25 protein-coding genes are annotated in these 23,682 nt (G+C 61.1%); 19 read left to right on the forward strand and 6 right to left on the reverse strand.

Annotated elements, in window-relative coordinates; all coding sequences use genetic code 11:
- Positions 1 to 12 precede the first annotated feature (12 nt).
- The gene (maiA, locus tag AC07OF_RS03025; RefSeq protein WP_476445995.1) at positions 13 to 639 is read left to right on the forward strand and encodes a maleylacetoacetate isomerase; all 627 of its coding nucleotides are present in this window, start codon (positions 13 to 15) and stop codon (positions 637 to 639) included.
- A gap of 14 nt (positions 640 to 653) precedes the next feature.
- On the opposite strand, the gene AC07OF_RS03030 is transcribed toward maiA, so the two are convergent.
- On the reverse strand, positions 654 to 1,460 hold the full coding sequence (locus AC07OF_RS03030; protein WP_157194132.1) for a SirB1 family protein: 807 nt from the start codon (positions 1,458 to 1,460) through the stop codon (positions 654 to 656).
- 125 nt (positions 1,461 to 1,585) lie between these two features.
- On the opposite strand from AC07OF_RS03030, the gene AC07OF_RS03035 reads away from it, so the two are divergent.
- The gene (locus tag AC07OF_RS03035; RefSeq protein WP_038614624.1) at positions 1,586 to 2,605 is read left to right on the forward strand and encodes a Leu/Phe/Val dehydrogenase; all 1,020 of its coding nucleotides are present in this window, start codon (positions 1,586 to 1,588) and stop codon (positions 2,603 to 2,605) included.
- A gap of 6 nt (positions 2,606 to 2,611) precedes the next feature.
- Here the strand turns inward: AC07OF_RS03035 and AC07OF_RS03040 are convergent, their stop codons facing one another.
- Positions 2,612 to 2,875 (reverse strand): YebG family protein, encoded by a 264-nt coding sequence (locus AC07OF_RS03040; RefSeq protein ID WP_157194130.1) that lies wholly within the window; start codon positions 2,873 to 2,875, stop codon positions 2,612 to 2,614.
- A 237-nt stretch (positions 2,876 to 3,112) separates the two neighbouring features.
- On the opposite strand from AC07OF_RS03040, the gene AC07OF_RS03045 reads away from it, so the two are divergent.
- The 11 genes from AC07OF_RS03045 to AC07OF_RS03095 all read left to right on the forward strand — a co-directional run bounded on the left by AC07OF_RS03045 (position 3,113) and on the right by AC07OF_RS03095 (position 13,455).
- Positions 3,113 to 3,619, forward strand: coding sequence for a disulfide bond formation protein B (locus tag AC07OF_RS03045; RefSeq protein WP_157194128.1), 507 nt, complete (start codon positions 3,113 to 3,115; stop codon positions 3,617 to 3,619).
- 564 nt (positions 3,620 to 4,183) lie between these two features.
- On the forward strand, positions 4,184 to 5,128 hold the full coding sequence (gene cyoA / locus AC07OF_RS03050) for a ubiquinol oxidase subunit II (protein WP_038614564.1): 945 nt from the start codon (positions 4,184 to 4,186) through the stop codon (positions 5,126 to 5,128).
- A 3-nt stretch (positions 5,129 to 5,131) separates the two neighbouring features.
- Complete coding sequence (cyoB, locus tag AC07OF_RS03055; protein WP_157194126.1) at positions 5,132 to 7,150, forward strand: cytochrome o ubiquinol oxidase subunit I; 2,019 nt, start codon at positions 5,132 to 5,134, stop codon at positions 7,148 to 7,150.
- Positions 7,151 to 7,153: 3 nt separating this feature from the next.
- A complete protein-coding gene (locus AC07OF_RS03060) occupies positions 7,154 to 7,783 on the forward strand; it encodes a cytochrome o ubiquinol oxidase subunit III (protein ID WP_157194124.1) in 630 nt (209 codons plus the stop codon).
- Positions 7,784 to 8,116: a cytochrome o ubiquinol oxidase subunit IV gene (gene cyoD / locus AC07OF_RS03065; RefSeq protein ID WP_157194123.1), complete on the forward strand. Its 333-nt coding sequence runs from the start codon at positions 7,784 to 7,786 to the stop codon at positions 8,114 to 8,116. It abuts the gene before it with no gap.
- A gap of 11 nt (positions 8,117 to 8,127) precedes the next feature.
- Positions 8,128 to 9,015 carry a heme o synthase gene (gene cyoE, locus AC07OF_RS03070; protein ID WP_107023660.1) on the forward strand — a complete coding sequence of 296 codons (888 nt, stop codon included), beginning with the start codon at positions 8,128 to 8,130 and terminating at the stop codon, positions 9,013 to 9,015.
- 149 nt (positions 9,016 to 9,164) lie between these two features.
- Positions 9,165 to 10,292 (forward strand): hypothetical protein, encoded by a 1,128-nt coding sequence (locus AC07OF_RS03075; protein WP_495072569.1) that lies wholly within the window; start codon positions 9,165 to 9,167, stop codon positions 10,290 to 10,292.
- 151 nt (positions 10,293 to 10,443) lie between these two features.
- A complete protein-coding gene (gene alaC / locus AC07OF_RS03080; protein ID WP_157194806.1) occupies positions 10,444 to 11,658 on the forward strand; it encodes an alanine transaminase in 1,215 nt (404 codons plus the stop codon).
- 209 nt (positions 11,659 to 11,867) lie between these two features.
- Positions 11,868 to 12,245, forward strand: a complete 378-nt coding sequence (locus AC07OF_RS03085) for a YkgJ family cysteine cluster protein (protein ID WP_038614553.1) — start codon at positions 11,868 to 11,870, stop codon at positions 12,243 to 12,245.
- A gap of 92 nt (positions 12,246 to 12,337) precedes the next feature.
- Positions 12,338 to 12,898 carry a GNAT family N-acetyltransferase gene (locus AC07OF_RS03090; RefSeq protein WP_038614551.1) on the forward strand — a complete coding sequence of 187 codons (561 nt, stop codon included), beginning with the start codon at positions 12,338 to 12,340 and terminating at the stop codon, positions 12,896 to 12,898.
- Positions 12,899 to 12,900: 2 nt separating this feature from the next.
- Positions 12,901 to 13,455, forward strand: coding sequence for a hypothetical protein (locus tag AC07OF_RS03095; protein WP_157194118.1), 555 nt, complete (start codon positions 12,901 to 12,903; stop codon positions 13,453 to 13,455).
- On the opposite strand, the gene AC07OF_RS03100 is transcribed toward AC07OF_RS03095, so the two are convergent.
- Positions 13,452 to 13,931: a DMT family transporter gene (locus AC07OF_RS03100; protein WP_157194116.1), complete on the reverse strand. Its 480-nt coding sequence runs from the start codon at positions 13,929 to 13,931 to the stop codon at positions 13,452 to 13,454. The genes AC07OF_RS03095 and AC07OF_RS03100 overlap by 4 nt on opposite strands.
- Before the next feature lie 89 nt (positions 13,932 to 14,020).
- Here AC07OF_RS03100 and AC07OF_RS03105 point away from each other — a divergent pair, with 89 nt between their 5' ends.
- Positions 14,021 to 14,968: a LysR family transcriptional regulator gene (locus AC07OF_RS03105; RefSeq protein ID WP_157194114.1), complete on the forward strand. Its 948-nt coding sequence runs from the start codon at positions 14,021 to 14,023 to the stop codon at positions 14,966 to 14,968.
- Between the two features lie 166 nt (positions 14,969 to 15,134).
- Entirely contained in the window at positions 15,135 to 15,518 is a 384-nt protein-coding gene (locus AC07OF_RS03110; protein ID WP_157194112.1) for a lysozyme inhibitor LprI family protein, read from the forward strand.
- A 6-nt stretch (positions 15,519 to 15,524) separates the two neighbouring features.
- Here the strand turns inward: AC07OF_RS03110 and mnmH are convergent, their stop codons facing one another.
- Both mnmH and selD read right to left on the reverse strand, forming a co-directional pair.
- A complete protein-coding gene (gene mnmH, locus AC07OF_RS03115; protein ID WP_157194110.1) occupies positions 15,525 to 16,631 on the reverse strand; it encodes a tRNA 2-selenouridine(34) synthase MnmH in 1,107 nt (368 codons plus the stop codon).
- Entirely contained in the window at positions 16,631 to 17,665 is a 1,035-nt protein-coding gene (gene selD, locus AC07OF_RS03120) for a selenide, water dikinase SelD (protein ID WP_038614547.1), read from the reverse strand. The genes mnmH and selD overlap by 1 nt, the downstream gene beginning before the upstream one ends.
- Before the next feature lie 123 nt (positions 17,666 to 17,788).
- Between selD and AC07OF_RS03125 the strand changes: the two genes are divergently transcribed.
- The 4 genes from AC07OF_RS03125 to phnE are packed head-to-tail and all read left to right on the forward strand — an operon-like array spanning position 17,789 to position 21,019.
- A complete protein-coding gene (locus tag AC07OF_RS03125; protein ID WP_038614546.1) occupies positions 17,789 to 18,643 on the forward strand; it encodes a putative selenate ABC transporter substrate-binding protein in 855 nt (284 codons plus the stop codon).
- Entirely contained in the window at positions 18,640 to 19,434 is a 795-nt protein-coding gene (locus tag AC07OF_RS03130) for a phosphonate ABC transporter ATP-binding protein (protein WP_495072570.1), read from the forward strand. The genes AC07OF_RS03125 and AC07OF_RS03130 overlap by 4 nt, the downstream gene beginning before the upstream one ends.
- Positions 19,428 to 20,255 carry a PhnE/PtxC family ABC transporter permease gene (locus AC07OF_RS03135; protein WP_157194107.1) on the forward strand — a complete coding sequence of 276 codons (828 nt, stop codon included), beginning with the start codon at positions 19,428 to 19,430 and terminating at the stop codon, positions 20,253 to 20,255. The genes AC07OF_RS03130 and AC07OF_RS03135 overlap by 7 nt, the downstream gene beginning before the upstream one ends.
- Positions 20,252 to 21,019, forward strand: a complete 768-nt coding sequence (phnE, locus tag AC07OF_RS03140) for a phosphonate ABC transporter, permease protein PhnE (RefSeq protein ID WP_157194105.1) — start codon at positions 20,252 to 20,254, stop codon at positions 21,017 to 21,019. Before AC07OF_RS03135 ends, phnE begins: the two co-directional genes overlap by 4 nt.
- Here phnE and AC07OF_RS03145 read toward each other — a convergent pair whose 3' ends face one another.
- On the reverse strand, positions 21,020 to 23,569 hold the full coding sequence (locus AC07OF_RS03145; RefSeq protein WP_495072571.1) for a TonB-dependent siderophore receptor: 2,550 nt from the start codon (positions 23,567 to 23,569) through the stop codon (positions 21,020 to 21,022).
- Between the last annotated feature and the right edge of the window lie 113 nt (positions 23,570 to 23,682).

The raw sequence follows: 23,682 nt of genomic DNA on the forward strand, positions 1-23,682 counted from the left end.
GAGGGCAGGGCCATGGATCTGTACAACTACTTCCGTTCGACCTCGTCCTATCGGGTAAGGATTGCCCTGGCACTCAAGCAGCTTGAGTACCAGTACGTGCCGGTCAATCTGCTCAAGGGCGAGCAGCGTGAGGAACATTTCCTCGCGCTCAATCCCCAGGGCCGGGTGCCGGCCTTGAGGATCGACTCGGGTGAACTGCTGGTGCAGTCACCGGCGATCATCGAGTACCTGGAGGAGGTTTATCCACAGCCGGCGCTGCTGCCTGAGGAACCTGTGCTGCGCGCCCAGGTGCGCGGTGTGGCGGCGCTGATCGGGTGCGATGTGCATCCGCTGCACAACGTCAGCGTGCTCAATCAACTGCGCGGGTTGGGCCATGACGAGGAGCAGGTCAATGCCTGGATCGCGCACTGGATCAGCCAAGGGCTGGCGGCGGTGGAGAAACTGATCGGTGATGACGGTTTTTGCTTTGGTGAAGAACCCGGGCTGGCGGATGTCTACCTGATTCCGCAGCTGTATGCCGCACAGCGCTTCAACATCAACCTCGCCGACTACCCGCGCATCCGCCGCGTCGCAGCACTGGCCGAGGAGCATCCGGCGTTTATCCAGGCTGACCCGGGCAGGCAACCCGACACACCCTGAGCCTGTTTGCAGGCTCAGTGCACCGAGGGGGGCGGTTGATGCAACTGCCCCAGACGCTCGGTCAGGCGCAGGCGCTGGATCGGATCGTCACTGAGCAGCAGCGCGTACTCCAGGTCGTAGCGTTCGGCCTGGGGGCAGTCCAGGTGCTGGTAAAGGGTGGCACGGGCCAGGTAGTCGCTGGCGGTGGCCGGGCCCAGTTGCAGTACCCGTTCGGCGTCCTTGAGCGCTGCCAGGTCATCGTCGTGGGTTGAATGCAGCTGGCGCAGGTTGCGTGACAGGCGCTGGAGCATCTGCTTGGGAGTGGCGGTAAGCAGGTGATCGGCGTTGAGCTGCAGCTGTGGGCCGAACTGGCGGCCGAGCAGTTCGCGACAGTCTGCAGGGTAGAGCCTGCGGCCGCCGCAGGGGTCGAGCAGGTGGTCGGCGCCGGGTACGCGCAAGAGAAAATGCCCGGGAAAATTCACCCCCTCCAGCGGAATCGACAGGCCACGCGCCAGCTCCAGGGTCAGTAAAGCCAGGGCCAGCGGCTGGCCGCGGCGCCGCTCCAGCACCTTGTCGAGCAGGGCCGCTTGTGGGCGTATCGGATGATATTCATCTTGCTGGAACCCCAAGGCATTGAGGCGGCGCAATAACGGCTGCGCCAGTTCGCTGAGCGGTAGCATCGGCAGGCCGGCGCTGACTTCCTGCTGCAGCGTTTTCACCTGGAGCATGATGAGCGGGGGGTGAACGCTGCTGTCGTGTTCGGCGGCGACCCATAGCGCGGCCTCCAGCAAGGCAGCCGGATCACGTTCCAGGCAGGCGAGACAGGCTTGGCGTGGGCTCATGAGAATCTCCGCTCAAGCTTAGTTTGTAGCGCTGGCCAAGCCTTTCGTCCAGTGGTCCGGGTGTTGTCATCAATCGGCAATGCGCGGCCTATACTGGGATCAGCACCTCACTGAGGAGCCCGCTGATGTTCGCGCTGATGCAAAGCACTCGCACGCAATCGCTGCACCTGTGCATCGACCCGCCAACCGGTCTGAAAGCGGTGGTCGCCATTCACAGCGAACACCTGGGACCGGCCATGGGCGGCTGTCGTTACCTGGCCTACCCAGACGATGACAGCGCCATGATCGATGCCATACGCCTGGCCCAGGGCATGAGCTACAAAGCCGCGCTGGCTGGCCTGCCGCTGGGTGGCGGCAAGGCGGTGATCATTCGCAACCCGCACGTGGAAAACCGTGCGGCCCTGTTCGAAGCCTTTGGTCGCTTTGTCGAGACCTTGCAGGGACGCTTCATCACTGCGGTAGACAGCGGCACCTCGACGCTGGACATGGATTGTATTGCCCAGAGTACCCAGCATGTCACCAGCACCACGGCAGCTGGCGATCCCTCACCGCATGCCGCCATGGGCGTGTTCGCCGGCATTCGCGCTACTTCCATGGCGCGCTTGGGCAGCGACAACCTGGAAGGCTTGCGGGTCGCGGTACAGGGGCTGGGTAACGTCGGGTATGCACTGGCCGAGCAGTTACATGCGGCAGGCGCCGAATTGCTGGTCAGCGACCATGACCCGGGGAGGGTGCAACTGGCCATCGAGCAGTTCAATGCGCGCCCGGTGGCCAACGAGATGCTGATCAGCACACCCTGCGACATCTTCGCGCCGTGTGGTGTCGGGCCGGTGCTCAATGGCCAGAGTGTGATGCAGCTGCGCTGTGCGGCAGTGGCAGGGGCGGCCAACAATCAGCTGACCACCCTGCAGGTGGCCGATCAACTGGAAAACCGCGGGATCCTCTATGCGCCTGACTACGTCATCAATGCCGGTGGCTTGATCTACGTGGCGCTCAAGCACAGTGGCGAGGACCTGAGTACCATCACCGCGCACCTGGCGCGCATTCCCTCGCGCCTGACCGAAGTGTTTGCCCACGCCCAGGCAGAAAAGCGCTCACCGGCGCGGGTAGCGCAGATGCTTGCCGAACGCTTGATCTATGGCTGAGCAGAGTTACTCGGCGGCAGTATCGGCAAGCAGCTCGGACAGTGCGTCTGGCTGACTCTTGAACGCCTTGGCAAACACGTCGCGGTTCTTGGCCATATAGATGCCGGCGTCCTCGACCTGCTGTTCGCTGAGCGACGGTACGGCTTTTTTTAGGACCTCGGCGAGCAGCTCGGCCAGTTCGAGCATCTTGTCGTGACGGTCAGCTTCGGCTTTATCCATGAACAAGCGCTCCAGATCGCGGCTGCTGCGGTATACCACTTCGACGGCCATTCATCACCTCACATGCCTTTTGAATATCGATGTGCTCGACACTGTTTATTTGTACAGTGTTAATGATAGGGTAATCCACAGGACTAAGATAGTGGCAATTCAGCATTCTGCTTTGCGCCGCTGGCCATGCCAGTTTGAGCGAGTCTGGCGCGGCACTTTTACCGTTCTTAAAGGTCTGGTTGAGCGTGTAGAATTGCGGGCAGGCAGTCGAGCCATTCAGTCAACCAAGGATATGCAATGAACGAGCAAACATCGCGCCTGAACCGGGAACGGCGCTTTCTGGTACTGCTGGGGCTGATCTGCCTGGCCCTGATCGGCGGTGCCTTGTATATGCAGGTGGTGCTCGGCGAAGCGCCTTGCCCACTGTGTATCCTGCAACGCTATGCGCTGTTGCTGATTGCCGTGTTTGCCTTTATTGGCGCCGCCATGCCCGGGGTGCGCAGCCTGACTGTCCTCGAAGGCCTGGTGGTGCTCAGTGCCATCGGTGGCATCGCTGCTGCCAGCAACCATGTGTATATTCTGGCCAACCCTGCGGTCAGCTGTGGCATCGATACCCTGCAGCCGATCGTCGATGGTTTGCCGTTGGCGTCGGTATTGCCGCTGGTGTTCCAGGTCGATGGATTCTGTTCCACGCCTTACCCACCGGTATTGGGGCTTTCCCTGGCGCAGTGGGCGCTGCTGGCCTTCATCCTCACGGCTGTTCTGGTGCCCCTGGGGATCTACCGCAACCGTCGCAAGCCTTAGACAAAAGTCACGTGTTGATGCAAGTCTGATGTGCAATGGAACTTTCATTCGGTGTCGCACCCGCCTTGATCTAGATCAAGTCTGAGGCCTTGTAATACAAGGGCTTCAGGGGTATTGAACGGGGTGCGACAAACTGTCGCGAAACTGATTTTTCAGGCTTGATTGTTGTCAATTCTGTAAAAGACTGTTGCTCAATTAGTCATAGTCATTGAATGACGACCTATCTACAATCGCCCCCAATTTCCGTTCGGCACCGCTTGCGAGTCGCAGGATTAAAGGAGCTTCAGGGCTCTTTTTGCTGACTCTGACGAGCATCGCCTGCGGCGATGCCGGGCTGACCCCCCTCCGTGATTTCCCGCACCAAATGGAATTGGTCTGAAAACAGGCCTGTTGCCTACGAAGTCAAAACAATAAGCACCGTAATACCCGGTTTATGCCGAGCCGCCGCAGCTGGCCTCAAGGCATGACCGTATTCGATCCCATAAATGCTAACGCTTGGCAGGACGAAGTGTTGGCGACCAAAACACAAATTGCATTGAAGCAAGCTGCTCTAGAGGTCGTGAGATGAGTAAAAAGCGTTACCCCAGACTGTTTGGCATTCTGCCCTTTTTAGGCATGCTTTTACTCAGTGGGTGCAACTGGACCCTGCTCGACCCGAAGGGCCAGGTCGGCATTGAGCAAAAGAACCTTATCCTCATCGCTACCGGCTTGATGTTGCTGGTGGTGATTCCTGTCATTTTCATGACCATCGCGTTCGCCTGGAAGTATCGCGCTTCCAACAAGGCAGCCACTTACACCCCTGACTGGTCGCACTCGACCAAGATCGAAGTGGCGGTCTGGACCATCCCGGTTCTGATCATCATCGCCCTGGGCTATGTGACCTACAAGACCACCCACGAGCTGGACCCGTATCGTCCGCTGGTTTCCGATGTGAAGCCGGTGCAGATCGACGTGGTCGCCCTGGACTGGAAATGGCTGTTCATCTACCCGGAACAAGGCATTGCCACGGTCAACAAGATCGTCTTCCCGGCCAACACCCCGGTCAACTTCCGCGTGACCTCCGACTCGGTGATGAACTCGTTCTTCATTCCGGGCCTGGGCGGCCAGATCTACGCAATGGCTGGCATGACCACCAAGCTGCACCTGATCGCCAACGAGAACGGCGAGTTCGACGGTATCTCGGCGAACTACAGCGGTGCTGGCTTCACCGGTATGAAGTTCAAGGCAACTGCCACCTCCCAGGCCGATTTCGAGGCATGGGTGAACGAAGTCAAGCAATCGCCTAAACAGCTGGATGCGGCTGAATATGCGGCATTGGCCAAAACTAGCGAAAACAATCCAGTCGCGCTGTACAGCGTGGCCTCGCCTGAGCAGTTCCAGTCCATCGTCGACAAGTACGAAGGCATGAACCGCGGTCGGCCGGTCCACGAAAAAGAGCAGAGCAAAGAAGCGGCCGGTACCGAAGGGATGGACGTGAGTATGCATTCAGCTGCTGGGGCAGAGGAGTAAGAGATGTTCGGTAAACTAAGTCTGGATGCGATTCCGTATCACGAGCCGATAGTCATGGTGACACTTGCCATGATCGCGCTCGGCGGTATCGCGTTGATCGGTGCAATCACCTATTTCAAAAAATGGACCTACCTGTGGTCCGAGTGGCTGACTTCGGTCGACCACAAGAAAATCGGGGTGATGTACATCATCGTCGCGATGATCATGCTGCTGCGCGGCTTTGCCGACGCCATCATGATGCGCACGCAGCTGGCCATGGCCACCGGCGGCTCCGAGGGCTACCTGCCTCCCGAACACTATGACCAGATCTTCACCGCTCACGGTGTGATCATGATCATCTTCATGGCAATGCCATTCTTCACCGGCCTGATGAACCTGGCCCTGCCTCTGCAGATCGGTGCGCGTGACGTTGCTTTCCCGTTCCTCAACTCCCTGAGCTTCTGGCTGCTGGTGTCCGGCGTCGTGCTGGTCAACGTGTCCCTGGGTGTTGGTGAGTTCGCCAAGACCGGTTGGGTAGCTTACCCACCGCTTGCGGGTATCCAGTACAGTCCTGGCGTGGGTGTCGACTACTACATCTGGGCGCTACAGCTATCGGGTCTAGGTACGACGCTAACGGGTGTCAACTTCCTCGCCACCGTGCTGAAAATGCGCGCGCCTGGCATGAAGCTGATGGACATGCCGATCTTCACCTGGACCTGCACCTGGGCCAACGTCCTGATCGTTGCTTCGTTCCCGATCCTGACCGCCGCTCTGGCTCTGCTGACTGTTGACCGTTATCTGGACTTCCACATTTTCACCAACGAGCTTGGTGGGAACCCGATGATGTACGTCAACCTGTTCTGGGCCTGGGGTCACCCTGAGGTTTACATCCTGATCCTGCCGGCCTTCGGTGTGTTCTCGGAAGTCACCTCGACCTTCGCCGGCAAACGCCTGTTCGGCCACAAGTCGATGATCTACGCTTCGGGCGCGATCGCGGTACTGGGCTTTGCGGTATGGCTGCACCACTTCTTCACCATGGGTTCTGGCGCCAGCGTCAACACCTTCTTCGGTCTGGCGACCATGCTGATCTCGATTCCGACCGGGGTTAAGCTGTTCAACTGGCTGTTCACGATCTACCAGGGCCGTCTGCGTTTCACCGCGCCGGTAATGTGGACCCTGGGCTTCATGATTACCTTCTCGATCGGTGGTATGACCGGCGTACTGCTGGCTGTTCCAGGTGCTGACTTCGTTCTGCACAACAGCCTGTTCGTAATCGCTCACTTCCACAACGTGATCATCGGTGGTGCGGTATTCGGCTACATTGCCGGCTTCGCCTTCTGGTTCCCGAAAGCCTTCGGTTTCACCCTGAACGAGAAGTGGGGCAAAGCTGCCTTCTGGTTCTGGATCTCCGGTTTCTACGTGGCCTTCATGCCACTGTACGCACTGGGCTTCATGGGTATGACCCGTCGTCTGAACCACTCCGACAACCCACTGTGGGAACCCTACCTGTACGTAGCCGTGTTCGGCGCCGTGCTGATCCTGTTCGGTATCGCCTGCCAGCTGATCCAGCTGTACGTGTCGATTCGCGATCGCAAGGACAACATGGACGTGACCGGCGACCCATGGGGCGGCCGTACCCTGGAATGGTCGACTTCGTCGCCACCGCCGTTCTACAACTTCGCCACCATGCCTGAGAACGTCGATCTGGACGCCTGGCACGAAACCAAGCAAGCCGGCAAGGCTTACAAGGTTCCGGCCAAGTACGAAGCGATCCACATGCCGAACAACACCTCCACCGGTGTGTTCATGGGTGCGTTGCTCACCGTATTCGGTTTCGCCTTCATCTGGCACATCTGGTGGCTGGTTGCTGCCAGCCTGGTCGGCACCATCGCGGTCTTCGTTGCTCACGCTGCGCGTGACGACCAGGGCTACATGGTTCCTGCCGAAGAAGTGGCGCGTATCGAAGGTGAGCGCATGAAGGCCCTGGGCCTGGCTACCGGTTCGCCGGCTGGCGCGCGTGTCAAATCGTTTGAGCAGGTTTAATCAATGTCCAGTCATGTAATCAATGCAGACACTCATGCTCATGGTCACGACCATGGGCATGACGATCACCACCACGACTCGGGCCAGATGACCGTCTTCGGTTTCTGGCTGTACCTGATGACCGACTGCATCCTGTTTGCGTCGCTCTTCGCCACCTACGCGGTGCTGTCCGGCAGTTTTGCCGGCGGCCCGTCGGGTCACGACATTTTCCAGCTGGACTTTGTCGCGGTCGAAACCGCACTGCTGCTGTTCTCGAGTATCACCTTCGGCTTCGCCATGTTGCAGATGTTCAAAGGCAACAAGGGCGGCGTGCTGGGCTGGCTGGCCATCACCTTCCTGTTCGGTGCCGGCTTCATCGCGATGGAAGTCTATGAGTTCCATCACCTGATCGCCGAGGGCTTCGGCCCGCAGCGCAGTGGCTTCCTGTCGGCGTTCTTCGCGCTGGTCGGTACCCACGGTCTGCACGTAACCGCAGGTCTGATCTGGATGGCGGTAATGATGTACCAGATCAACAAGCACGGTATCACCGGTACCGCCAAGACCCGCATGAGCTGCCTGAGCCTGTTCTGGCACTTCCTGGACGTGGTCTGGATCTGCGTGTTCACCGTCGTGTATCTGCTGGGGGTTCTGTAAATGGCAAACGCACATAACAGCCACGCCGAGGGCAACCACGGTAGCGTCAAGTCCTACGTGATCGGCTTCATCCTGTCGGTGATCCTGACCGCGATTCCGTTCGGCCTGGTGATGTTCCCGAGCATGCCGAAGGACATCACCATCATGGTGGTGGTGGCCCTGGCGGTCATTCAGGTGGTTGTACACCTGGTGTACTTCCTGCACATGGACCGTTCCAAAGAGCAGAGCTCCAACGTGTCGACCTTCCTGTTCACCGTGATGGTCATTGCACTGTTGGTCGGCCTGTCGCTGTGGATCATGTTCAGCATCCACACCAGCATGATGGCGAAGTGAGGTAAGACGACATGTCCGTTAAGCACTTTATCCAAATCACCAAACCGGGGATCATTTTCGGTAACGTGCTTTCTGTGGCAGGCGGTTTCTTCCTTGCCGCGCAAGGGCATGTCGACTTCATGCTGTTCCTGGCCACGGTGATTGGCACTTCGCTGGTGGTGGCGTCCGGTTGCGTGTTCAACAACTGCATCGACCGTGACATCGACATCAAGATGGAGCGCACCAAGAACCGTGCAATGGTTCAGGGCCAGATCTCGCTGAAAGTCGCGCTGGCCTACGCCACCCTGCTCGGGGTGGCCGGTCTTGGCCTGCTGTATGTGCAGGCCAATGCCCTGGCGGCGTTGTTCGGCCTGATCGGCTTCATCATCTACGTGGGTTTCTACAGCCTGTACCTGAAGCGCAAATCGGTGCACGGCACCCTGGTTGGCAGCCTGTCCGGTGCCATGCCTCCGGTGATCGGCTACTGCGCCGTGAGCAACAGCTTCGACCTGGCTGCCCTGACCCTGCTGGTGATGTTCAGCCTCTGGCAGATGCCGCATTCCTATGCCATCGCGATCTTCCGCTTCAACGACTACCTGGCTGCTTCGATTCCGGTCCTGCCGGTCAAGCGCGGCATCCTGGTGGCCAAGAAGCACATCCTCTGGTACATCGTGGCGTTCCTGGTCGCGACCTTGATGCTGACCCTGGGCGGTTACGCCGGTATGAGCTACATGGCGGTTGCCGCCGCCATGGGCATGTACTGGCTGTACATGGCCTGGACCGGCTACAAGGCTGTCGATGATCGCCTGTGGGCCCGCAAGCTGTTCGTGTTCTCGATCTTCACCATCACTGCCCTGAGCGTGATGATGTCGCTCGACACCAAGGTGCCGACCGAGCTGCTGCTGACCTACGCACATTGATACCGATGTGCTGAAAAAAGCCCTGGGCGCAAACGTCCGGGGCTTTTTTTTGCCTGGAAAACCGCTCTCCAACAGGCAGGATTGCCGACTGATTGACGCGCTTCGCTGTTGTTAGTGTGCGGCCACTTCAACCCGAGGAGAGCCCCACCATGAGCGTTTTGACTGTGTACTTCTGCGGCACCGGTTCGCACCGTTTCGACGACCGCAACCCCAATTTCTGGAATGGCGAACTGGTCGCGACCCTGGCCGCCAACGACCAGGGCCGCGAGTTCGCCCACTGGGTCGCCATCGATGGCCCTGGCAGCGGCAACATGCAAAACGACGATCTGTTTATCGAGAACAAGGCGTACGGCCTGAGCGGAACCCTGTTTGGCGCAGGCTGGGAACAGAATGTTGCCCATGCCCTGCAGGTGATCAAGGGCCGCTGCAGCTGGCAACGGGAAAAGCTGACCGAGGAGCAATACAATCTCCTCAAGTCGGCGGGCGCGCCAATCGAGGATGTGAAGAAGGAAGGCTCCTGGTTCTGGCGTCACTATGACTACGGCGACCGTGGCGTTACGCAGCAGGAGTTGCAGGAAGGCATCATCAAGTTGCACCGCAAGGGTGGGCCGATCCCCAGCCAGGTCAATATCGTTGGCTGGAGCCGCGGCGGCATCAGCTGCCATATGCTCGCCAACGCCATGGCCGATGATCCCGAGCTCAGCCAGGTGCCGGTGAATATCTTCGCCATCGACCCCGTTCCGGGGATCAACAACCTGCAACCGCACCGGTTGCACCTGCGCGCCAACGTCAGGGAGTATGTGGGCTTCTACTCGCGTGACGAACGCTCCAAGGGCTTTGCCTGCGTGATACCGGCAACCCATCCTGATACCCGTACACACATCTACCCGCTGCCAGGGCGGCATGCCTCGCTGGTGGGCAACGCCTCCAGGGATGGTGCCGGCAATGGCAAGCACCTGCCCGAGCCAGGCTTGCTGGTGCGTCACTTTGCCGAAACCTGCCTGACGCGCTGGCAAGTGAACCTGCAAAAGCGGCTGGCGCTGAGCGATAAGCAGGTTGCCGATTGCCTGGATGCGCTGGATCGCGACGATGCGCGATACAAGGACATGCGTGGGTACTCCTACACGCTGATTTGTGAGTCCGAAGGTGACGATCGCCGCGTTCATCAGGGCGATCTCACCAAGCCGTTCAGCTATGTGCGCGGTAGCGATCTGCTGCCGTCAACAGGGCTGGATATAGCCACCTGGCGCGCGCTGGAGTTCGAGCCGATCCGCTGATGAGCTAATGCATCGTGGCCTGGAGCGGGTGCCCGGCCACGAGCAAAAGCGCTTTACAGCCACCCTCGCGACGTTCTATCTTGCCGCCTCGGCCACCGCAGTGGCCAACGTCGCTCGGACGGTTCCGGGCGCTTACGTCTTCGAGGAAGCCATGGCTGACCAAGGTTCGCCGCGCCGCTTTGCGCGCATTGATCGTCTCCCCCCTTACGTCTTCAACATCACCGCCGAACTCAAGATGGCCGCTCGCCGTCGTGGCGAGGACATCATCGACCTGAGCATGGGCAACCCCGACGGGGCCACGCCGCCGCACATCGTTGAAAAACTGGTACAGGTCGCCCAGCGCGATGACACTCATGGCTACTCGACATCCCGCGGCATTCCACGCCTGCGTCGGGCCATCTCGCGCTGGTACAAGGATCGTTACGAGGTCGAAATCGACCCGGAAAGCGAAGCCATCGTCACCATCGGCTCGAAAGAGGGCCTGGCCCACCTGATGCTGGCCACCCTGGATCATGGCGACACGGTGCTGGTGCCCAATCCCAGCTATCCGATCCATATCTACGGCGCAGTGATTGCCGGTGCCCAGGTGCGTTCGGTGCCGTTGGTGCCGGGCGTAGACTTCTTCAACGAGCTGGAACGGGCCATCCGCGAGTCGATCCCCAAGCCGAAGATGATGATTCTCGGCTTTCCTTCAAACCCGACCGCGCAGTGCGTCGAGCTGGACTTCTTCGAACGGGTGGTGGCGCTGGCCAAGCAATACGACGTGCTGGTGATCCACGACCTGGCCTACGCCGACATCGTCTACGACGGCTGGAAGGCGCCGTCGATCATGCAGGTACCGGGCGCCAAGGACATCGCGGTGGAGTTCTTCACCCTGTCCAAGAGCTACAACATGGCCGGCTGGCGTATCGGCTTCATGGTCGGTAACCCGGAGCTGGTCAGTGCCCTGGCGCGGATCAAGAGTTATCACGACTACGGCACCTTCACGCCGCTGCAGGTGGCGGCAATTGCTGCCCTGGAAGGTGACCAGCAGTGCGTACGCGACATTGCCGAGCAGTATCGCCAGCGCCGCAACGTGCTGGTCAAAGGTCTGCACGAGCTGGGCTGGATGGTCGAGAACCCCAAGGCGTCGATGTACGTCTGGGCGAAGATCCCTGAGGAGTACGCACACCTGGGCTCGCTGGAGTTCTCCAAGAAGCTGCTGGCCGAGGCCAAGGTGTGTGTGTCGCCGGGTATCGGCTTTGGTGACTATGGCGACGATCATGTACGTTTTGCCCTGATCGAGAACCAGGACCGGATTCGCCAGGCCGTGCGGGGCATTCGTCAGATGTTCCGGGCTGATGGGGTGGGCAAGGCTCAGAAGTAAGCAAGTCCATCGCGGGGCAAGCCCGCTCCCACAGGGCCATTTCTGTGGGAGCGGGCTTGCCCCGCGATCATTCCCACCAGGGCGCATCCAACCGCCTGTCAGACGCAATATATTTCTACATCTCCCCCCTTCCCAAAGCCTTGGCGAAGCATAGAATGGCGACGGGTTTTCTCCCAATAACGATAAACTTGCCCCCCCGTTTCCTCATCATGTCCGAACATAATCCTTGTTTGAACTGCGGCGCCTGCTGCGGGTTTTTCCGTGTGTCTTTTTTCTGGGGTGAGTGTCAATCGTCCGGAGGTTTGGTGCCCGACGACCTGGTGGTACAGATCAACCCCACCCGGGTGGCGATGATCGGCACCGACAGCAAACCCTGCCGTTGCATCAGCCTTGAGGGTGAGATTGGTAAAGGCGTCAGCTGCGGCATTTATGAGCAGCGCTCCACCCCTTGCCGCGAATTCGAGGCGGCCTGGGTCGATGGTCAGCCCAACCCGAGTTGCGATGCCGCCCGTGCGGCCTATGGCCTGCCACCGCTGGAAGCCAACGAACCGATCTGGCCAGACGACGAGGGGGCTGCAGTCGCCTGATGACGGTGACGCCAGGCGCCTGTACCCACGACCAGCGCCTGGCAACCTTGAGGTAGACTGTGCGGCTCTTCGGACAGGACAGGAGTTCTACCGTGCCGCACCCCTACACATTCCCCCAGGACCTTTGCCTGCAAAGCCCGCGTTTGCATTTGCGGCCCATGAGCGCCGAGGATGCCGCTGCATGGCTGGCGATCATGGCCGACCCACAGGTCATGCGTTTCTGGAATCACGCGCCCTGGAGTGATATCGACCAGGCGCAGGCAGCGCTTGCGGCTGATCGCCAGGCCTACGCACGGGGGCAGTTGCTCAAGCTCGGCATCTATCGCCGCGACAGCGATGAGCTGATCGGCATGTGCCAGTGTTCCAACTTCGACAGCGACTCGCGCCGGGGCGAAATCGGCTACTGCCTGGCCACGGCTGCCCAAGGGCAGGGTTTCATGGGCGAGGCGCTGGAGCTCTTCGTCAAGTATCTGTCCCGGGACCTGAACATGCGCCGCCTTGAGGCAGAGATCGATCCGCGTAACAGCGCTTCGGCACGTACCCTTGAGCGGTTGGGGTTTGTCCTTGAAGGGGTGCTGCGCGAGCGTTGGTGTGTGGCCGGGGAGCTGTCTGATTCGGGGCTCTACGGTCTGCTGTTCGAGCGTGCTGCGTGATCATGCTCAACCGTTATGTTTCGCTGACCCTGCTGCTGTTTCTGGCAAGCCTGTGTTTCAACGCCATGTACATGACCGGCGACGGGCGCCTGCACGCGCTGCAAGCGTTGTTGTATGGCCCTTGGGGCCTGGTGTTCGGTATGTATGGCTGGTTCGCCAATCCTTTGCTGGGCCTGGCGATGCTGTTGCACCGTCGTTGGCGCTGGGTATCGCTGGTGCTGGGATTGGCCGCGCTGGGCCTGGCATTGAGCAGTTTCGGAATCGACCGAATGCCCGACAATCGCAGCTACAACTTCGTCAACCTTACCCACTTTGCGCCAGGGTTTTACCTCTGGTTGCTGGCGATCTTCGGCTTTTGCCTGGGGCAAGCCTGGTGGTGTCGTCAGGCTCGTCAGGGCGTGCCGATACCCGGCTGGCACTGGTTGGACGGCGCACTGATTGTGGTCCTGGGTGTGGTGATCCATTTTGCCCTTGAAGCACCCAGCCTCAGGTTTGAAATGAATCGCGCCCTGGAGCCGCAGCCGAGTATCCAGCCGATTGATCCGGACACCATCTAGCGCGTCGTCGAAGTCCCCCATTGCACCACAAACATGCCGAGCACAATCAGGCCAACCCCGGCCAGGCGCAGCCCGTTCACCGGCCGCTGCGCCAGCCCCATCAGCCCCCACTGATCAATCAACAAGGATGACAGCACCTGACCGGCGATCACGCAGACGATGAAGCCGGCAGCGCCCAGGCGCGGGGTGAGCATCAGCGCCGCGGTGATGTAGGCGACGCCGGCCACGCCGCCGAGCCAGGCCCACCAGGGCGCCTGGGCGAGGGCGCCGAGCTGCGGCAGCGGCGCGCGCAACACCAGCAGGGCCGGAATCACCATCAGTACGCTCACCCCCAGGGACACCAGCGTTGCCCACAACGGATGGCCAAGCAAGCGCCCCAAAGCGGCATTACTGCCGGCCTGAAACGGCACCGCCGCACCCGCCAGCAAGGCGATGATCAGCGGCAGCAGGGCGGCGGGGGCGAAAGACAGACTCATGGCAAGACTCCTGGAAAATGGCTTGGTAAAGTCTTGGCTATGCATTGTGTTAATGGAAATTCGAATGCTGCACAGGAGTTATTCGCCTGATGGATGATCTGCGCCGTATTGATCTGAACCTGTTGCTGACCCTGCATGCTTTGCTGGTCGAGCAGCATGTATCACGCGCCGCCATGCGCCTGCACCGCAGCCAGCCGGCGGTCAGTCATGCCCTGGCGCAGTTGCGTGAACTGTTTGCCGATCCGTTGCTGGTGCGCCGGGGTGGGCGCCTGCAGGCCACGGCCCGCGCTCAAGCCCTGATCGAGCCGTTGCAGCAGGCCCTGGAGCAGCTCGACGGGCTGCTTGCTCATCCCGGCTTCGACCCGCGCAAGGCGCGCCGCAGTTTTCGCCTGGCCATGTCGGATTACGGTGCGCGGGTGGTATTGCCGGGGCTGATGCGGGTGCTGCGTGACGAAGCACCGGAGATTGACCTGGTGGTCATCCAGGGCAGCCGGGAGGCGATGCTGGGGCATTTGTTCGATGGTGAGGCCGATCTGGCGCTTGGGGTGTTTCCGCAGCTGGCCGCCGAATTGCGGGTTGAAACGCTGTTTGAAGAGCGTTTTACCTGTATTGCCGATCGCAGCGGCTTGCCGTCTCGCGGTGGGCTCGGTCTGCCTGAGTGGCTGGCGCGCCCACATGTACTGGTGGCGGTACGACCAGGCATCGACAACGAAATCGACCTGGCCCTCAGCGCCATCGGCGCCCGTCGCCGCGTCGCCCTGACATTGCCACACTGGGCGGCGGCACAGGAGGTGATTGCCGGTACCGATCTGATCCTCACTGTTGCCCGGCGTAGCCTCGAGATCGGCAGGCTCGACCCGCGTCTGCGTCGTTTTGAGCCACCGTTAGCGATCAAGGCCTTCGGTTTTCAGCAGGCCTGGCACTCGCGCCGGGAGGGCGAGGCGGGGCACCGCTGGTTGCGCGAGCGCATTGCAGAGGTGTGTAGCGAGTCTGTAGGAGCGGGCCTTGCCCCGCGATCGGGTGCGAAGCAGCCGTAAAACCTGTACTTGCGGTATACCTGCCACACCGCGTCGGCAGGGTTTGCTGCCGCTTTGCGGCAGATCGCGGGACAAGGCCCGCTCCTACAGGTTCTGCCTATGGCGTCCTATTGTGGAAGGCGCCTGTGCCCTGCATTCTGAGCGGCCCTTACAAGGAGTTCGCCGAATGAAACATCCTCTTTTAACCATCGCTATGATGACCGCCATTGCCCCCTTCGCCGTCGCCCAGAGCGATTCGCCCGCCTACAGCCAATGTATGCAAACCGCCCAGTCCACACTGGACATGAACAACTGCAACGGCGCCGAGATCGAGCGTCAGGACGCCCGCCTGAACAGTGCGTACAAGAAGGCCATAGCGGCCCTGGAACCGGCTCAGCAAACTCAGTTGCGCGACGCCCAGCGGCTATGGATCAAATACCGCGACGCCAACTGCAAGCTGTACTTCAGCCTCACCGGCGGCACCATCGATCAGCTCAATGGTGCGGGCTGTGTGCTGGACATGACCAAGGCTCGTGCCGATGAATTGCTCAAGCTGGCCGAGCCTGCATAAACCGGGTTATCGATGCCGGGCGGCACGGGCCCGCAGGTATTCGCGTACTTCGACCCGGTTGCCGGAAAACTCGATGCGCTCGGCCTTGCTGTCGCGATGGAAGGCATACATCGGGTCGTAGTATTCGCTGAGCAGGCCGCTGATCCAGGCGCGGTGCAGGTCGACGGCGCCACTGCGTTGCTGCTCTTCCAGGGCTTGTTGCAACAAGGCTGACAGTCGCTGGTAACGCTCACCGCCCAGGCGCTTGAGGATGTTGCCCATGCTCTGTTGCAGGCGCTCTGCGAACAGCCTGAAGCCTTGTTCGCCACCGTGCAGGGCAACGAATTCGGCGCACAGGTTGGTCACGTAGTCGCCCAGGATGCGTTCGACACGGTTGTCGAAACTGTCTTCCAGCCACACCAGCGGGTAATGCTGCATGCCCTGGTACAGCTCCAGCGGCAGTGAGCAACTGCCGACGATTCGGCCTTCGTCTTCCAGGACGAACTGCTCGATACCGCGAGCGCGCTTTTTCAGCACGTCGATGGCCAAGCGGTTTTCGAAGTCGATCTGCACAGGCTGGGCGGTGGCACGTTTGCCGAAACTGGAGCCACGATGGTTGGCGTGGCCTTCCAGGTCGACCGCGTTTTCCAGCATCTGCAGCACTTCGGTTTTACCGGTGCCGGTAAGCCCGCCGATCAGTACGAAGTCGCATTCGGCAACCGCTTGCTGGGTGGTTTCAAACAGGAAATTACGCATGGCTTTGTAGCCACCGATTACCTTGGGGTAGTGAATACCGGCTTCTTCCTTGAGCCACTGCTGGACGATCTGCGAGCGCAGGCCGCCGCGAAAGCAGTAGAGATACCCCTCGGGGTTGGCCCGGGCGAATTCAGCCCAGGCGGCAATGCGCTGATCCTTGCTCTGGCCGCTGACCAACTGATGGCCGAGGGCAATGGCAGCCTGCTGGCCCTGCTGCTTGTAGCAGGTGCCCACCTTCTGCCGCTCGAGGTCGTTCATCAGGGGCAGGTTGATCGCGTTGGGAAAGGCGCCCTTGGCAAACTCGATCGGGGCGCGCATGTCCATCATCGGTACATCGTTCAAGAACAGCTGGCGGTAGTCGGTGCTGTTGTCACGCATTACAGCACCTCAACCGCATGGCTCTGTCGCTCAACCAGCTCGCCGATCGGCGCCAGGCTCAGGCCCAGCTCGGCGGCGACAGCGAGAAACTCCGCTTCACCTTCGGGTGCCACGGCGACCAGCAGGCCACCACTGGTTTGCGGGTCGCACAACAGGTGCTTCTGTTCATCGCTCAGCGGGGCGATTTTCTCGCCGTAGCTGTCGAAGTTGCGCAGGGTGCCGCCTGGCACACAGCCTTCGGCCAGATAGTGCTCGACGCTCGGCAGGCGCGGTACCGCGCTGTAATTCAGGCGTGCACTCAAGCCGCTGCCGTCAGCCAGCTCCACCAGGTGGCCGAGCAGGCCGAAACCGGTAACGTCGGTCATCGCCTTGACGCCCGCCAGCTTGCCGAAGCGGCTGCCGGGGGTGTTGAGGGTGCACATCCAGTCGCGGGCCAGGCCCTTGTCCTGGTCGCGCAGTTTGGCTTTTTTCTCGGCGGTGGTGAGGATGCCGATGCCCAAGGGTTTGGTCAGGTACAGGCGGCAACCTTGAGTAGCGGTATCGTTGCGCTTCATGTGGCGCTTTTGCACCACGCCGGTCACCGCCAGGCCGAAGATTGGCTCGGGGGCATCGATGGAGTGACCGCCGGCCAGCGGAATACCAGCCTCGGCGCACACCGCGCGACCGCCGCGGATCACTTCGCGGGCCACTTCCGGAGCCAGCACGTTGATCGGCCAGCCGAGAATGGCGATGGCCATCAGTGGGTCACCGCCCATGGCGTAGATGTCGCTGATGGCGTTGGTGGCGGCGATGCGCCCGAAGTCGTACGGGTCATCGACAATCGGCATGAAGAAGTCGGTGGTCGAGACCACACCGCGCTCGTCATCGAGGGCGTAGACTGCCGCGTCATCGCGCGAGGCATTGCCGACCCAGAGCTTCGGGTCCAGGGCCTGGGTGCCACTCTCGGCGAGAATCACCTCGAGCATCTTCGGAGAGATCTTGCAGCCACAACCGGCGCCGTGGCTGTACTGGGTCAGACGAATCGGCTCGCTCATACGCACCTCGAAAAATCGTGAGGCCCGATTGTAGCAAAGCTGGTCTTTGCGCCGATGCCTCTTATAATTCTGGAGCCAGCCTGATGTTGGCTCTTTCCCCGCTATTGAACCGGAGAATCCCTCATGCTCAAACGTCCCCTGGCGCTGTTCGCCGGCCTCGTGCTGTCTTGCTCATCTCTCCTGGCCCAGGCGGCCGATACCCTGAAGGTCAGCGCCATTCCTGACGAGGCGCCAACCGAGCTGCTGCGCAAGTTCAAGCCACTGGGCGAATACCTGGAACAGAAGCTGGGCATGAAGGTCGAGTTCGTGCCGGTCGCCGACTACCCGGCAGTGGTCGAGGCGCTGGCCACCGACCGCCTGGACATGGCCTGGCTGGGCGGTTTCACCTTTGTTCAAGTGCACCTGAAGAGTCCGACTGCAACACCACTGGTGCAGCGTGAGCAGGATGCCAAATTCACCAGCAAATTCATCACCGCCAACCCCGAGATCAAGAGCCTGGCCGACCTCAAGGGCAAGACCTTCGCCTTCGGTTCGATTTCCTCCACCTCCGGCAGCCTGATGCCGCGCTACTTCATGCTCAAGGATGACAACATCAAGCCGGAGAGCTACTTCAGCCGGGTTGCCTATTCCGGTGCCCACGACGCCACCGCCGCCTGGGTCCAGGCCGGCAAGGTCGATGCCGGTGTGCTCAACGCCAGCGTCTGGGACAAACTGGTGGCTTCGGGCAAGGTCGACACCAGCAAGGTCAAGGTGTTCGCCACCACCCCGAGCTACTACGACTACAACTGGACCGTACGCGGCAGCCTCGATCCTGCGTTGAAAGAGAAGATCAAGCAGGCGTTCCTGAGTCTCGATCCGGCCAACCCTGCCGACAAGGCAATCCTCGACCTGCAGGCCGCCAGCCGCTTCATCGAAACCAGCCCGGACAACTACAAGGGCATCGAGGAGGCTGCGCGCGCTGCTGAGTTGCTCAAGTGACGATCCAGCTCAACGCTACGAGTCTGCGTCATGGTCAGGTTCAGGCATTGCAGGCGATCGATCTGCGCGTAGAGGTTGGCGAACGGGTGGCGATCATCGGCCCTTCCGGTGCCGGCAAGTCCAGCTTGCTGCAACTGATCGCCAGCGCCCTGGCGCCTACCAGCGGCAGTGTCGAGCTGCTCGGTGAGGCGCCGTGGCGGTTGTCGGCGCGAGCGCGCCAGCGTCTGCGCGCACGGATCGGGCTGATCCATCAGGCACCGCCGCTGCCACCCCGGCAGCGGGTGGTGACTGCGGTGCTGGCCGGGCGCCTGGGACAGTGGAGCACCTTGCGCGGTCTGCTCAATCTGTTGCATCCCTCGGATGTACCCGGCGTGCGCGCCGTGTTGTCCAGGCTGGGCATGGCCGACAAGCTCTTCGCCCAGTGCGGGCAGCTGTCAGGCGGGCAGTTGCAGCGGGTCGGTATCGCCCGGGCCTTGTACCAGCAGCCGGAAATCCTGCTCGCCGACGAGCCGGTCTCGGCCATGGACCCGGTGCTGGCCGAGCACAGCCTGAAAACCCTCAACCAGCATGCCAGCGAACGCGGTATTACCCTAGTCGCCAGCCTGCATGCACTGGACCTGGCGCTGGCGCATTTTCCGCGGGTGATCGGTATCCGCGAAGGGCAGGTGGCATTCGATCGCCCGGCCTCTGAGGTTTCCGCCGACATGCTCGATGCGCTGTATGCCAACGAGCACCTGGGCTCGCCACAGGTGCCGCTGCCGACGCTGAACCTGCAGATCCCACGATGCTGACGGCTGACAAACGCGACCCGGCAGCCCTGCCGAGGCTGTTGCTGACCCTGCTGGCAATTGCTTTGCTGTGGCCCGGCATCCATGTGAGCGAGCTCAATCCCGGTGTGCTGCTGGAGGCTGAAAACCGTCGCCAGATGGGCAATTTCGTCAGTGGCTTCTGGCCGCCTGCGCATGATCCCGAGTTCCTTGCCCTGTTATGGGAAGCGATTTTACAAACCCTGGCGATGGCCACGGCGGGCATGACCCTGGCCTTGTTGCTGGCGATACCGGCCAGTCTGCTCGCCAGCCGGGCGCTGTCCCTGGGCGCCGCCTCGCGTGCGGGGCGCCTGGGGTTCTGGTCGCGTGCCGTGCGTCTGCCGGTTCGCGGGTTGCTGATCTTTCTGCGCAGCGTGCCGGAAATCGTCTGGGCGTTGTTGTTCGTTCGTGCCGTAGGCCTGGGCCCGACCGCCGGGGTGCTGGCCATCGCCATCACCTACAGCGGCATGCTCGGCAAGGTGTACGCCGAGATCTTCGAATCGATCAACCAGCGTCCCGCGCATGCGCTGTTGCAGGCAGGCAGCAGTCGCCTGAGCGCTTTCTTCTACGGCATCCTGCCGGATGCGGCGGCGGAGCTGGTGTCCTATACGGTCTATCGCTGGGAATGTGCGATCCGCGCGTCGGTGGTGATGGGCTTTGTCGGTGCCGGCGGGCTGGGGCAGCAGATCGATCTGTCGCTGCGCATGTTCGCCGGTGCCGAGGTGGCGAGCATGCTGCTGGCCTTCCTGCTGCTGGTGTGGCTGGCCGATCAACTGAGCCGGCTGTTGCGCGGGAGGTTGGCATGAGACGGCTGATCAATGCCGCGCTGATCCTCGCTTTGTTAGCGGCGGTGGCAGGTTCGTTTGCCTACCTGAGCCTCGACTTGCAGGCGCTGTTCGGTAACGGCGGGCTAGGGCAGATGGGCGCCTATGCGGCGCGTTTTCTCAGCCCTGACCTGAGCCCCGAGCATTTGCGCGCGGTGGCCAAGGGCGCCCTGGAAACCCTGGCCATGTCCGGCCTTGGCACGCTGCTCGCGGTGATGCTCGGCCTGTTGATAGCCTTGCCGGCGGCCGGGCGTTTCGGTTGGCCGCTGCAAGGTGCTGCACGTTTGTTGCTCAACGCCTTGCGGGCAATACCTGAACTGGTATGGGCAGCGCTGACCGTGCTGGCGGCGGGCCTGGGGCCGAATGCCGGCACCCTGGCGCTGGCGCTGCATACGACTGGCGTGCTTGGCCGACTGTTTGCCGAAGCACTGGAAAATACCCCGCCAGAGCCGGCCGCGGCCATCCGCCTGCAGGGCGGTAGTCAGGTGGCTGCGTTCTGTTTCGGCACCTTGCCCAACCTCTGGCCGCAGTTGCTGGCTTACAGCCTGTACCGCTGGGAAAACAATATCCGCATGGCCAGCGTGCTCGGCTTTGTCGGCGCCGGTGGTCTGGGGCAGATGCTCTACACCACCTTGAGCCTGTTTCAGGAAGCCCAGGCCAGCACGGTGATCATCGCCATGCTGGTACTGGTGCTGCTGGTGGATGCCTTGAGCGACCTGCTCAGGCAGCGCTTTGTCAGAGCCTGATCAGAACGCGCCGCGCAAGGTCAGCATGTAGTTGCGGGGTTCACCGTAGTAGTTGCCGAACTCCGAGGTGCCGACTGTGGCGTAGTAGCGGCGGTCGAACAGGTTGTAGCCATTGAGGGCGAGGCTCCAGTGCTCGTCGACCTTGTACTCGAGCATGGCGTCGTAAACGGCATAACCACCCTGGGTGAAGTCAAAGGGCTTCTCGTTGGTCACGTTGCCACCGCTATCGAAATCGTAGGCGGTGCCTTTGACGAAATTGCTGCTCTGGATGTTCACCCCGCCACCGACCCGCCAGGCCGACCAGTCGTTGGGCAGGGTGTACACCGACCAGAGCTTGAACAGGTGCTTGGGGGTGATGCTGGTGTAGTCGCTCTGTTCGCCCTGATTGTCCATCAGGTTGAGGGTGTAGCCAGCGATCACTTCAAGGCCCGGCATCACTTCGCCGGTGGCTTCGATATCGATGCCTTTGCTGATGACCTTGCCCTGGCCGATAAAGCAGCATGAGCCGCTGTAGCTGAAAGGTGCCTGTGGGTAAGACGGATCGGTGACTGCTTCGTTCTCGCGCTCGGTGTAGAACAGCGCAGTGGTCAGGTTCAGCGCGCCGCCGAACAGTTCGCCTTTGAGGCCGGTTTCGTAGGTTTTGCCGGTCATGGCTTCGACCGCCGAACTGTTGCCCTCAGGGCCTTTGAGTTTTTGCGCCTGGGGTTTGAACACTTCGGCGTAGCTGGCGTAGGCCGACCATTGATCATTCAGGGCGTAGATCAGGCCACCGTAAGGCACCAGTTTGGTCGGTTCGCGATGGCTGATTTCCGATTCATATTTCCACACATCATCCGTCTTGGTCTGGTAGGCCTGCTCGTATTTGTAACGCTGGGCGCGGGCACCGATGATCAGTTTCAGCGGATCGCTGATCTGCAGGCGCAACGTCGAGTACAGGCCATATTGCTCGCGGGTGTTGGGGCTGTAGTCGCGCCAGAAATCATGGTCGGACTCATTCGAGCTCAGTGGCGTCGATTGCGGGTCCCACAGATCGATCAGGCCGCCTTTACCGACCATGCCTCTGGCGGCGCGCCAGCGGCTGGTGACCTTCTGGTAGTCGGCGCCGACCAGCAGTTCATGCTGACGGCCCATGGCTTCGAAGGTGCCCGAGAGGTTGACGTCGAACACCGACTGCTTGCTCCAAGACGACACATAGCTACCCCACCAGTAGGGACCGGTGTTGGTGGTTTCATCAACCGAGCCATAAGGGATGATGCCTTCGGTGTCCGAGGTGTCGTAGGAGTAGGTGTAGGAAGTGTTGAGTTTCCAGTCGTCGTTGAAGCGGTGGTCGAGCTTGGCGAACAGTTCTTCGGCGTAGCCGTCCATATAGGACTGGTTGGTGGTATACCAGCTGTGACGCGGTAGCTTGACGTCGCCACCGCTGCTGTAGCGCGGCAAACCATCGCCGGTGCCGTTCTCGTGAGTTTTCTCGTAACTGCCACCCAGGGTGATCATGGTGGCCTCGGTCAGGTCCGCTTCGAGAATGCCGTAGATCAGTGGCTTCTCGGTGCTGCGGTTATCCATGAAGTACTGACGGTCGCTGTAGGCGGCGACCATCCGCCCACGTAATTTGCCGTCGAACGCGAGCGGGCCGGTGACATCCACTTCGCTGCGGTAGTTATCCCACGAGCCGGCGGAGGTGTTGAGCTTGAGCTGGTATTGATCCAGTGGGCGCTTGCGCACCAGGTTGATGATGCCACCCGGATCGCCCGTGCCGCCAAGCAGGCCGGACGAGCCGCGCAGCACTTCGACGTGGTCGAACTCGGCCAGGTCGTAGATCTTGTCGCCATAGAAGGTGCCGATACCGGAACCGATGTCCATGGGCGCGGCGCCATCGATCTGGATGTTGTCGATGCCGAACCCGCGAGAGGCGAACTTGGGCAGGCGGAAGTTACCGTTTTTTACGGTGATGCCGGGGGTGCGCTTCATGGCGTCGGACAGGTTGGTCATGCGCAGGTCTTCGATAGCCTGCTGGCTGATCACCGACACCGATTGCGGAGTGTCTTTGATACTGGTCGGGGTCTTGGAGCCGACACTGGTCAAGCCGGTGGTGTACGACCCGGAGTTTTCGGTGGCTTCACCCATGCCCTGGCCTTGGATGGTGGTCGCACTCAGTTCCATTACCGTGCCAGTACTGGCGCTGGCGTGTGGTACCAGCAGGTAGCTGCCGTCAGCTTGTTGTTCGGCGCGGTAGCCGCTGTCGGCGAGGATGTGTGCGAGGCCAGCGGTCACCTCGTACTGGCCATTGAGTCCGGCACTGGATTTACCGGCAGTCAGCCGGGCGTCGGTGGACAGGGCGATGCCGGCCTGGCGACCGAACTGGCCAAGCACCTGGTCAAGGGGGCCAGGGGCAATGTTGAAGTTCACTGTGGTGCGCTGTTGCACCTCGCTGGCCTGGGCGCTGGGAACGACCAGATGACTCAGGCTGAGCCCACCGATCAGGGCCAGACTAAGCCGGGAGGCACGGGTGGTGGCGATGGCACGGGCCAGCGGGTGGGGACGCAGAAGCATGACGGATATCCGTGATCGGAGGAGTGGGCCCGCAGGCAGTCGGCGGGATTTCCTCTATAGCCAAACGAGAATGAGAAACCTGCCGCTTTACGCGAACTTTTTTTCCACAGGCT

Source organism: Pseudomonas sp. GW821-FHT10B02, assembly GCF_059415665.1.

Excerpts from the sequence above, each read along its gene's own strand:
- cyoA (WP_038614564.1), top strand. The coding sequence starts at position 4,184 with ATGAGTAAAAAGCGTTACCCCAGACTGTTTGGCATTCTGCCCTTTTTA.
- AC07OF_RS03075 (WP_495072569.1), top strand. The coding sequence starts at position 9,165 with ATGAGCGTTTTGACTGTGTACTTCTGCGGCACCGGTTCGCACCGTTTC.
- cyoD (WP_157194123.1), top strand. The coding sequence starts at position 7,784 with ATGGCAAACGCACATAACAGCCACGCCGAGGGCAACCACGGTAGCGTC.
- mnmH (WP_157194110.1), bottom strand. The coding sequence starts at position 16,631 with ATGCGTGACAACAGCACCGACTACCGCCAGCTGTTCTTGAACGATGTA.
- AC07OF_RS03045 (WP_157194128.1), top strand. The coding sequence starts at position 3,113 with ATGAACGAGCAAACATCGCGCCTGAACCGGGAACGGCGCTTTCTGGTA.
- AC07OF_RS03125 (WP_038614546.1), top strand. The coding sequence starts at position 17,789 with ATGCTCAAACGTCCCCTGGCGCTGTTCGCCGGCCTCGTGCTGTCTTGC.
- AC07OF_RS03095 (WP_157194118.1), top strand. The coding sequence starts at position 12,901 with ATGCTCAACCGTTATGTTTCGCTGACCCTGCTGCTGTTTCTGGCAAGC.
- cyoB (WP_157194126.1), top strand. The coding sequence starts at position 5,132 with ATGTTCGGTAAACTAAGTCTGGATGCGATTCCGTATCACGAGCCGATA.
- cyoE (WP_107023660.1), top strand. The coding sequence starts at position 8,128 with ATGTCCGTTAAGCACTTTATCCAAATCACCAAACCGGGGATCATTTTC.
- alaC (WP_157194806.1), top strand. The coding sequence starts at position 10,444 with ATGGCTGACCAAGGTTCGCCGCGCCGCTTTGCGCGCATTGATCGTCTC.
- maiA (WP_476445995.1), top strand. The coding sequence starts at position 13 with ATGGATCTGTACAACTACTTCCGTTCGACCTCGTCCTATCGGGTAAGG.
- AC07OF_RS03100 (WP_157194116.1), bottom strand. The coding sequence starts at position 13,931 with ATGAGTCTGTCTTTCGCCCCCGCCGCCCTGCTGCCGCTGATCATCGCC.
- selD (WP_038614547.1), bottom strand. The coding sequence starts at position 17,665 with ATGAGCGAGCCGATTCGTCTGACCCAGTACAGCCACGGCGCCGGTTGT.
- phnE (WP_157194105.1), top strand. The coding sequence starts at position 20,252 with ATGAGACGGCTGATCAATGCCGCGCTGATCCTCGCTTTGTTAGCGGCG.
- AC07OF_RS03060 (WP_157194124.1), top strand. The coding sequence starts at position 7,154 with ATGTCCAGTCATGTAATCAATGCAGACACTCATGCTCATGGTCACGAC.
- AC07OF_RS03135 (WP_157194107.1), top strand. The coding sequence starts at position 19,428 with ATGCTGACGGCTGACAAACGCGACCCGGCAGCCCTGCCGAGGCTGTTG.
- AC07OF_RS03040 (WP_157194130.1), bottom strand. The coding sequence starts at position 2,875 with ATGGCCGTCGAAGTGGTATACCGCAGCAGCCGCGATCTGGAGCGCTTG.
- AC07OF_RS03145 (WP_495072571.1), bottom strand. The coding sequence starts at position 23,569 with ATGCTTCTGCGTCCCCACCCGCTGGCCCGTGCCATCGCCACCACCCGT.
- AC07OF_RS03110 (WP_157194112.1), top strand. The coding sequence starts at position 15,135 with ATGAAACATCCTCTTTTAACCATCGCTATGATGACCGCCATTGCCCCC.
- AC07OF_RS03085 (WP_038614553.1), top strand. The coding sequence starts at position 11,868 with ATGTCCGAACATAATCCTTGTTTGAACTGCGGCGCCTGCTGCGGGTTT.
- AC07OF_RS03035 (WP_038614624.1), top strand. The coding sequence starts at position 1,586 with ATGTTCGCGCTGATGCAAAGCACTCGCACGCAATCGCTGCACCTGTGC.
- AC07OF_RS03030 (WP_157194132.1), bottom strand. The coding sequence starts at position 1,460 with ATGAGCCCACGCCAAGCCTGTCTCGCCTGCCTGGAACGTGATCCGGCT.
- AC07OF_RS03105 (WP_157194114.1), top strand. The coding sequence starts at position 14,021 with ATGGATGATCTGCGCCGTATTGATCTGAACCTGTTGCTGACCCTGCAT.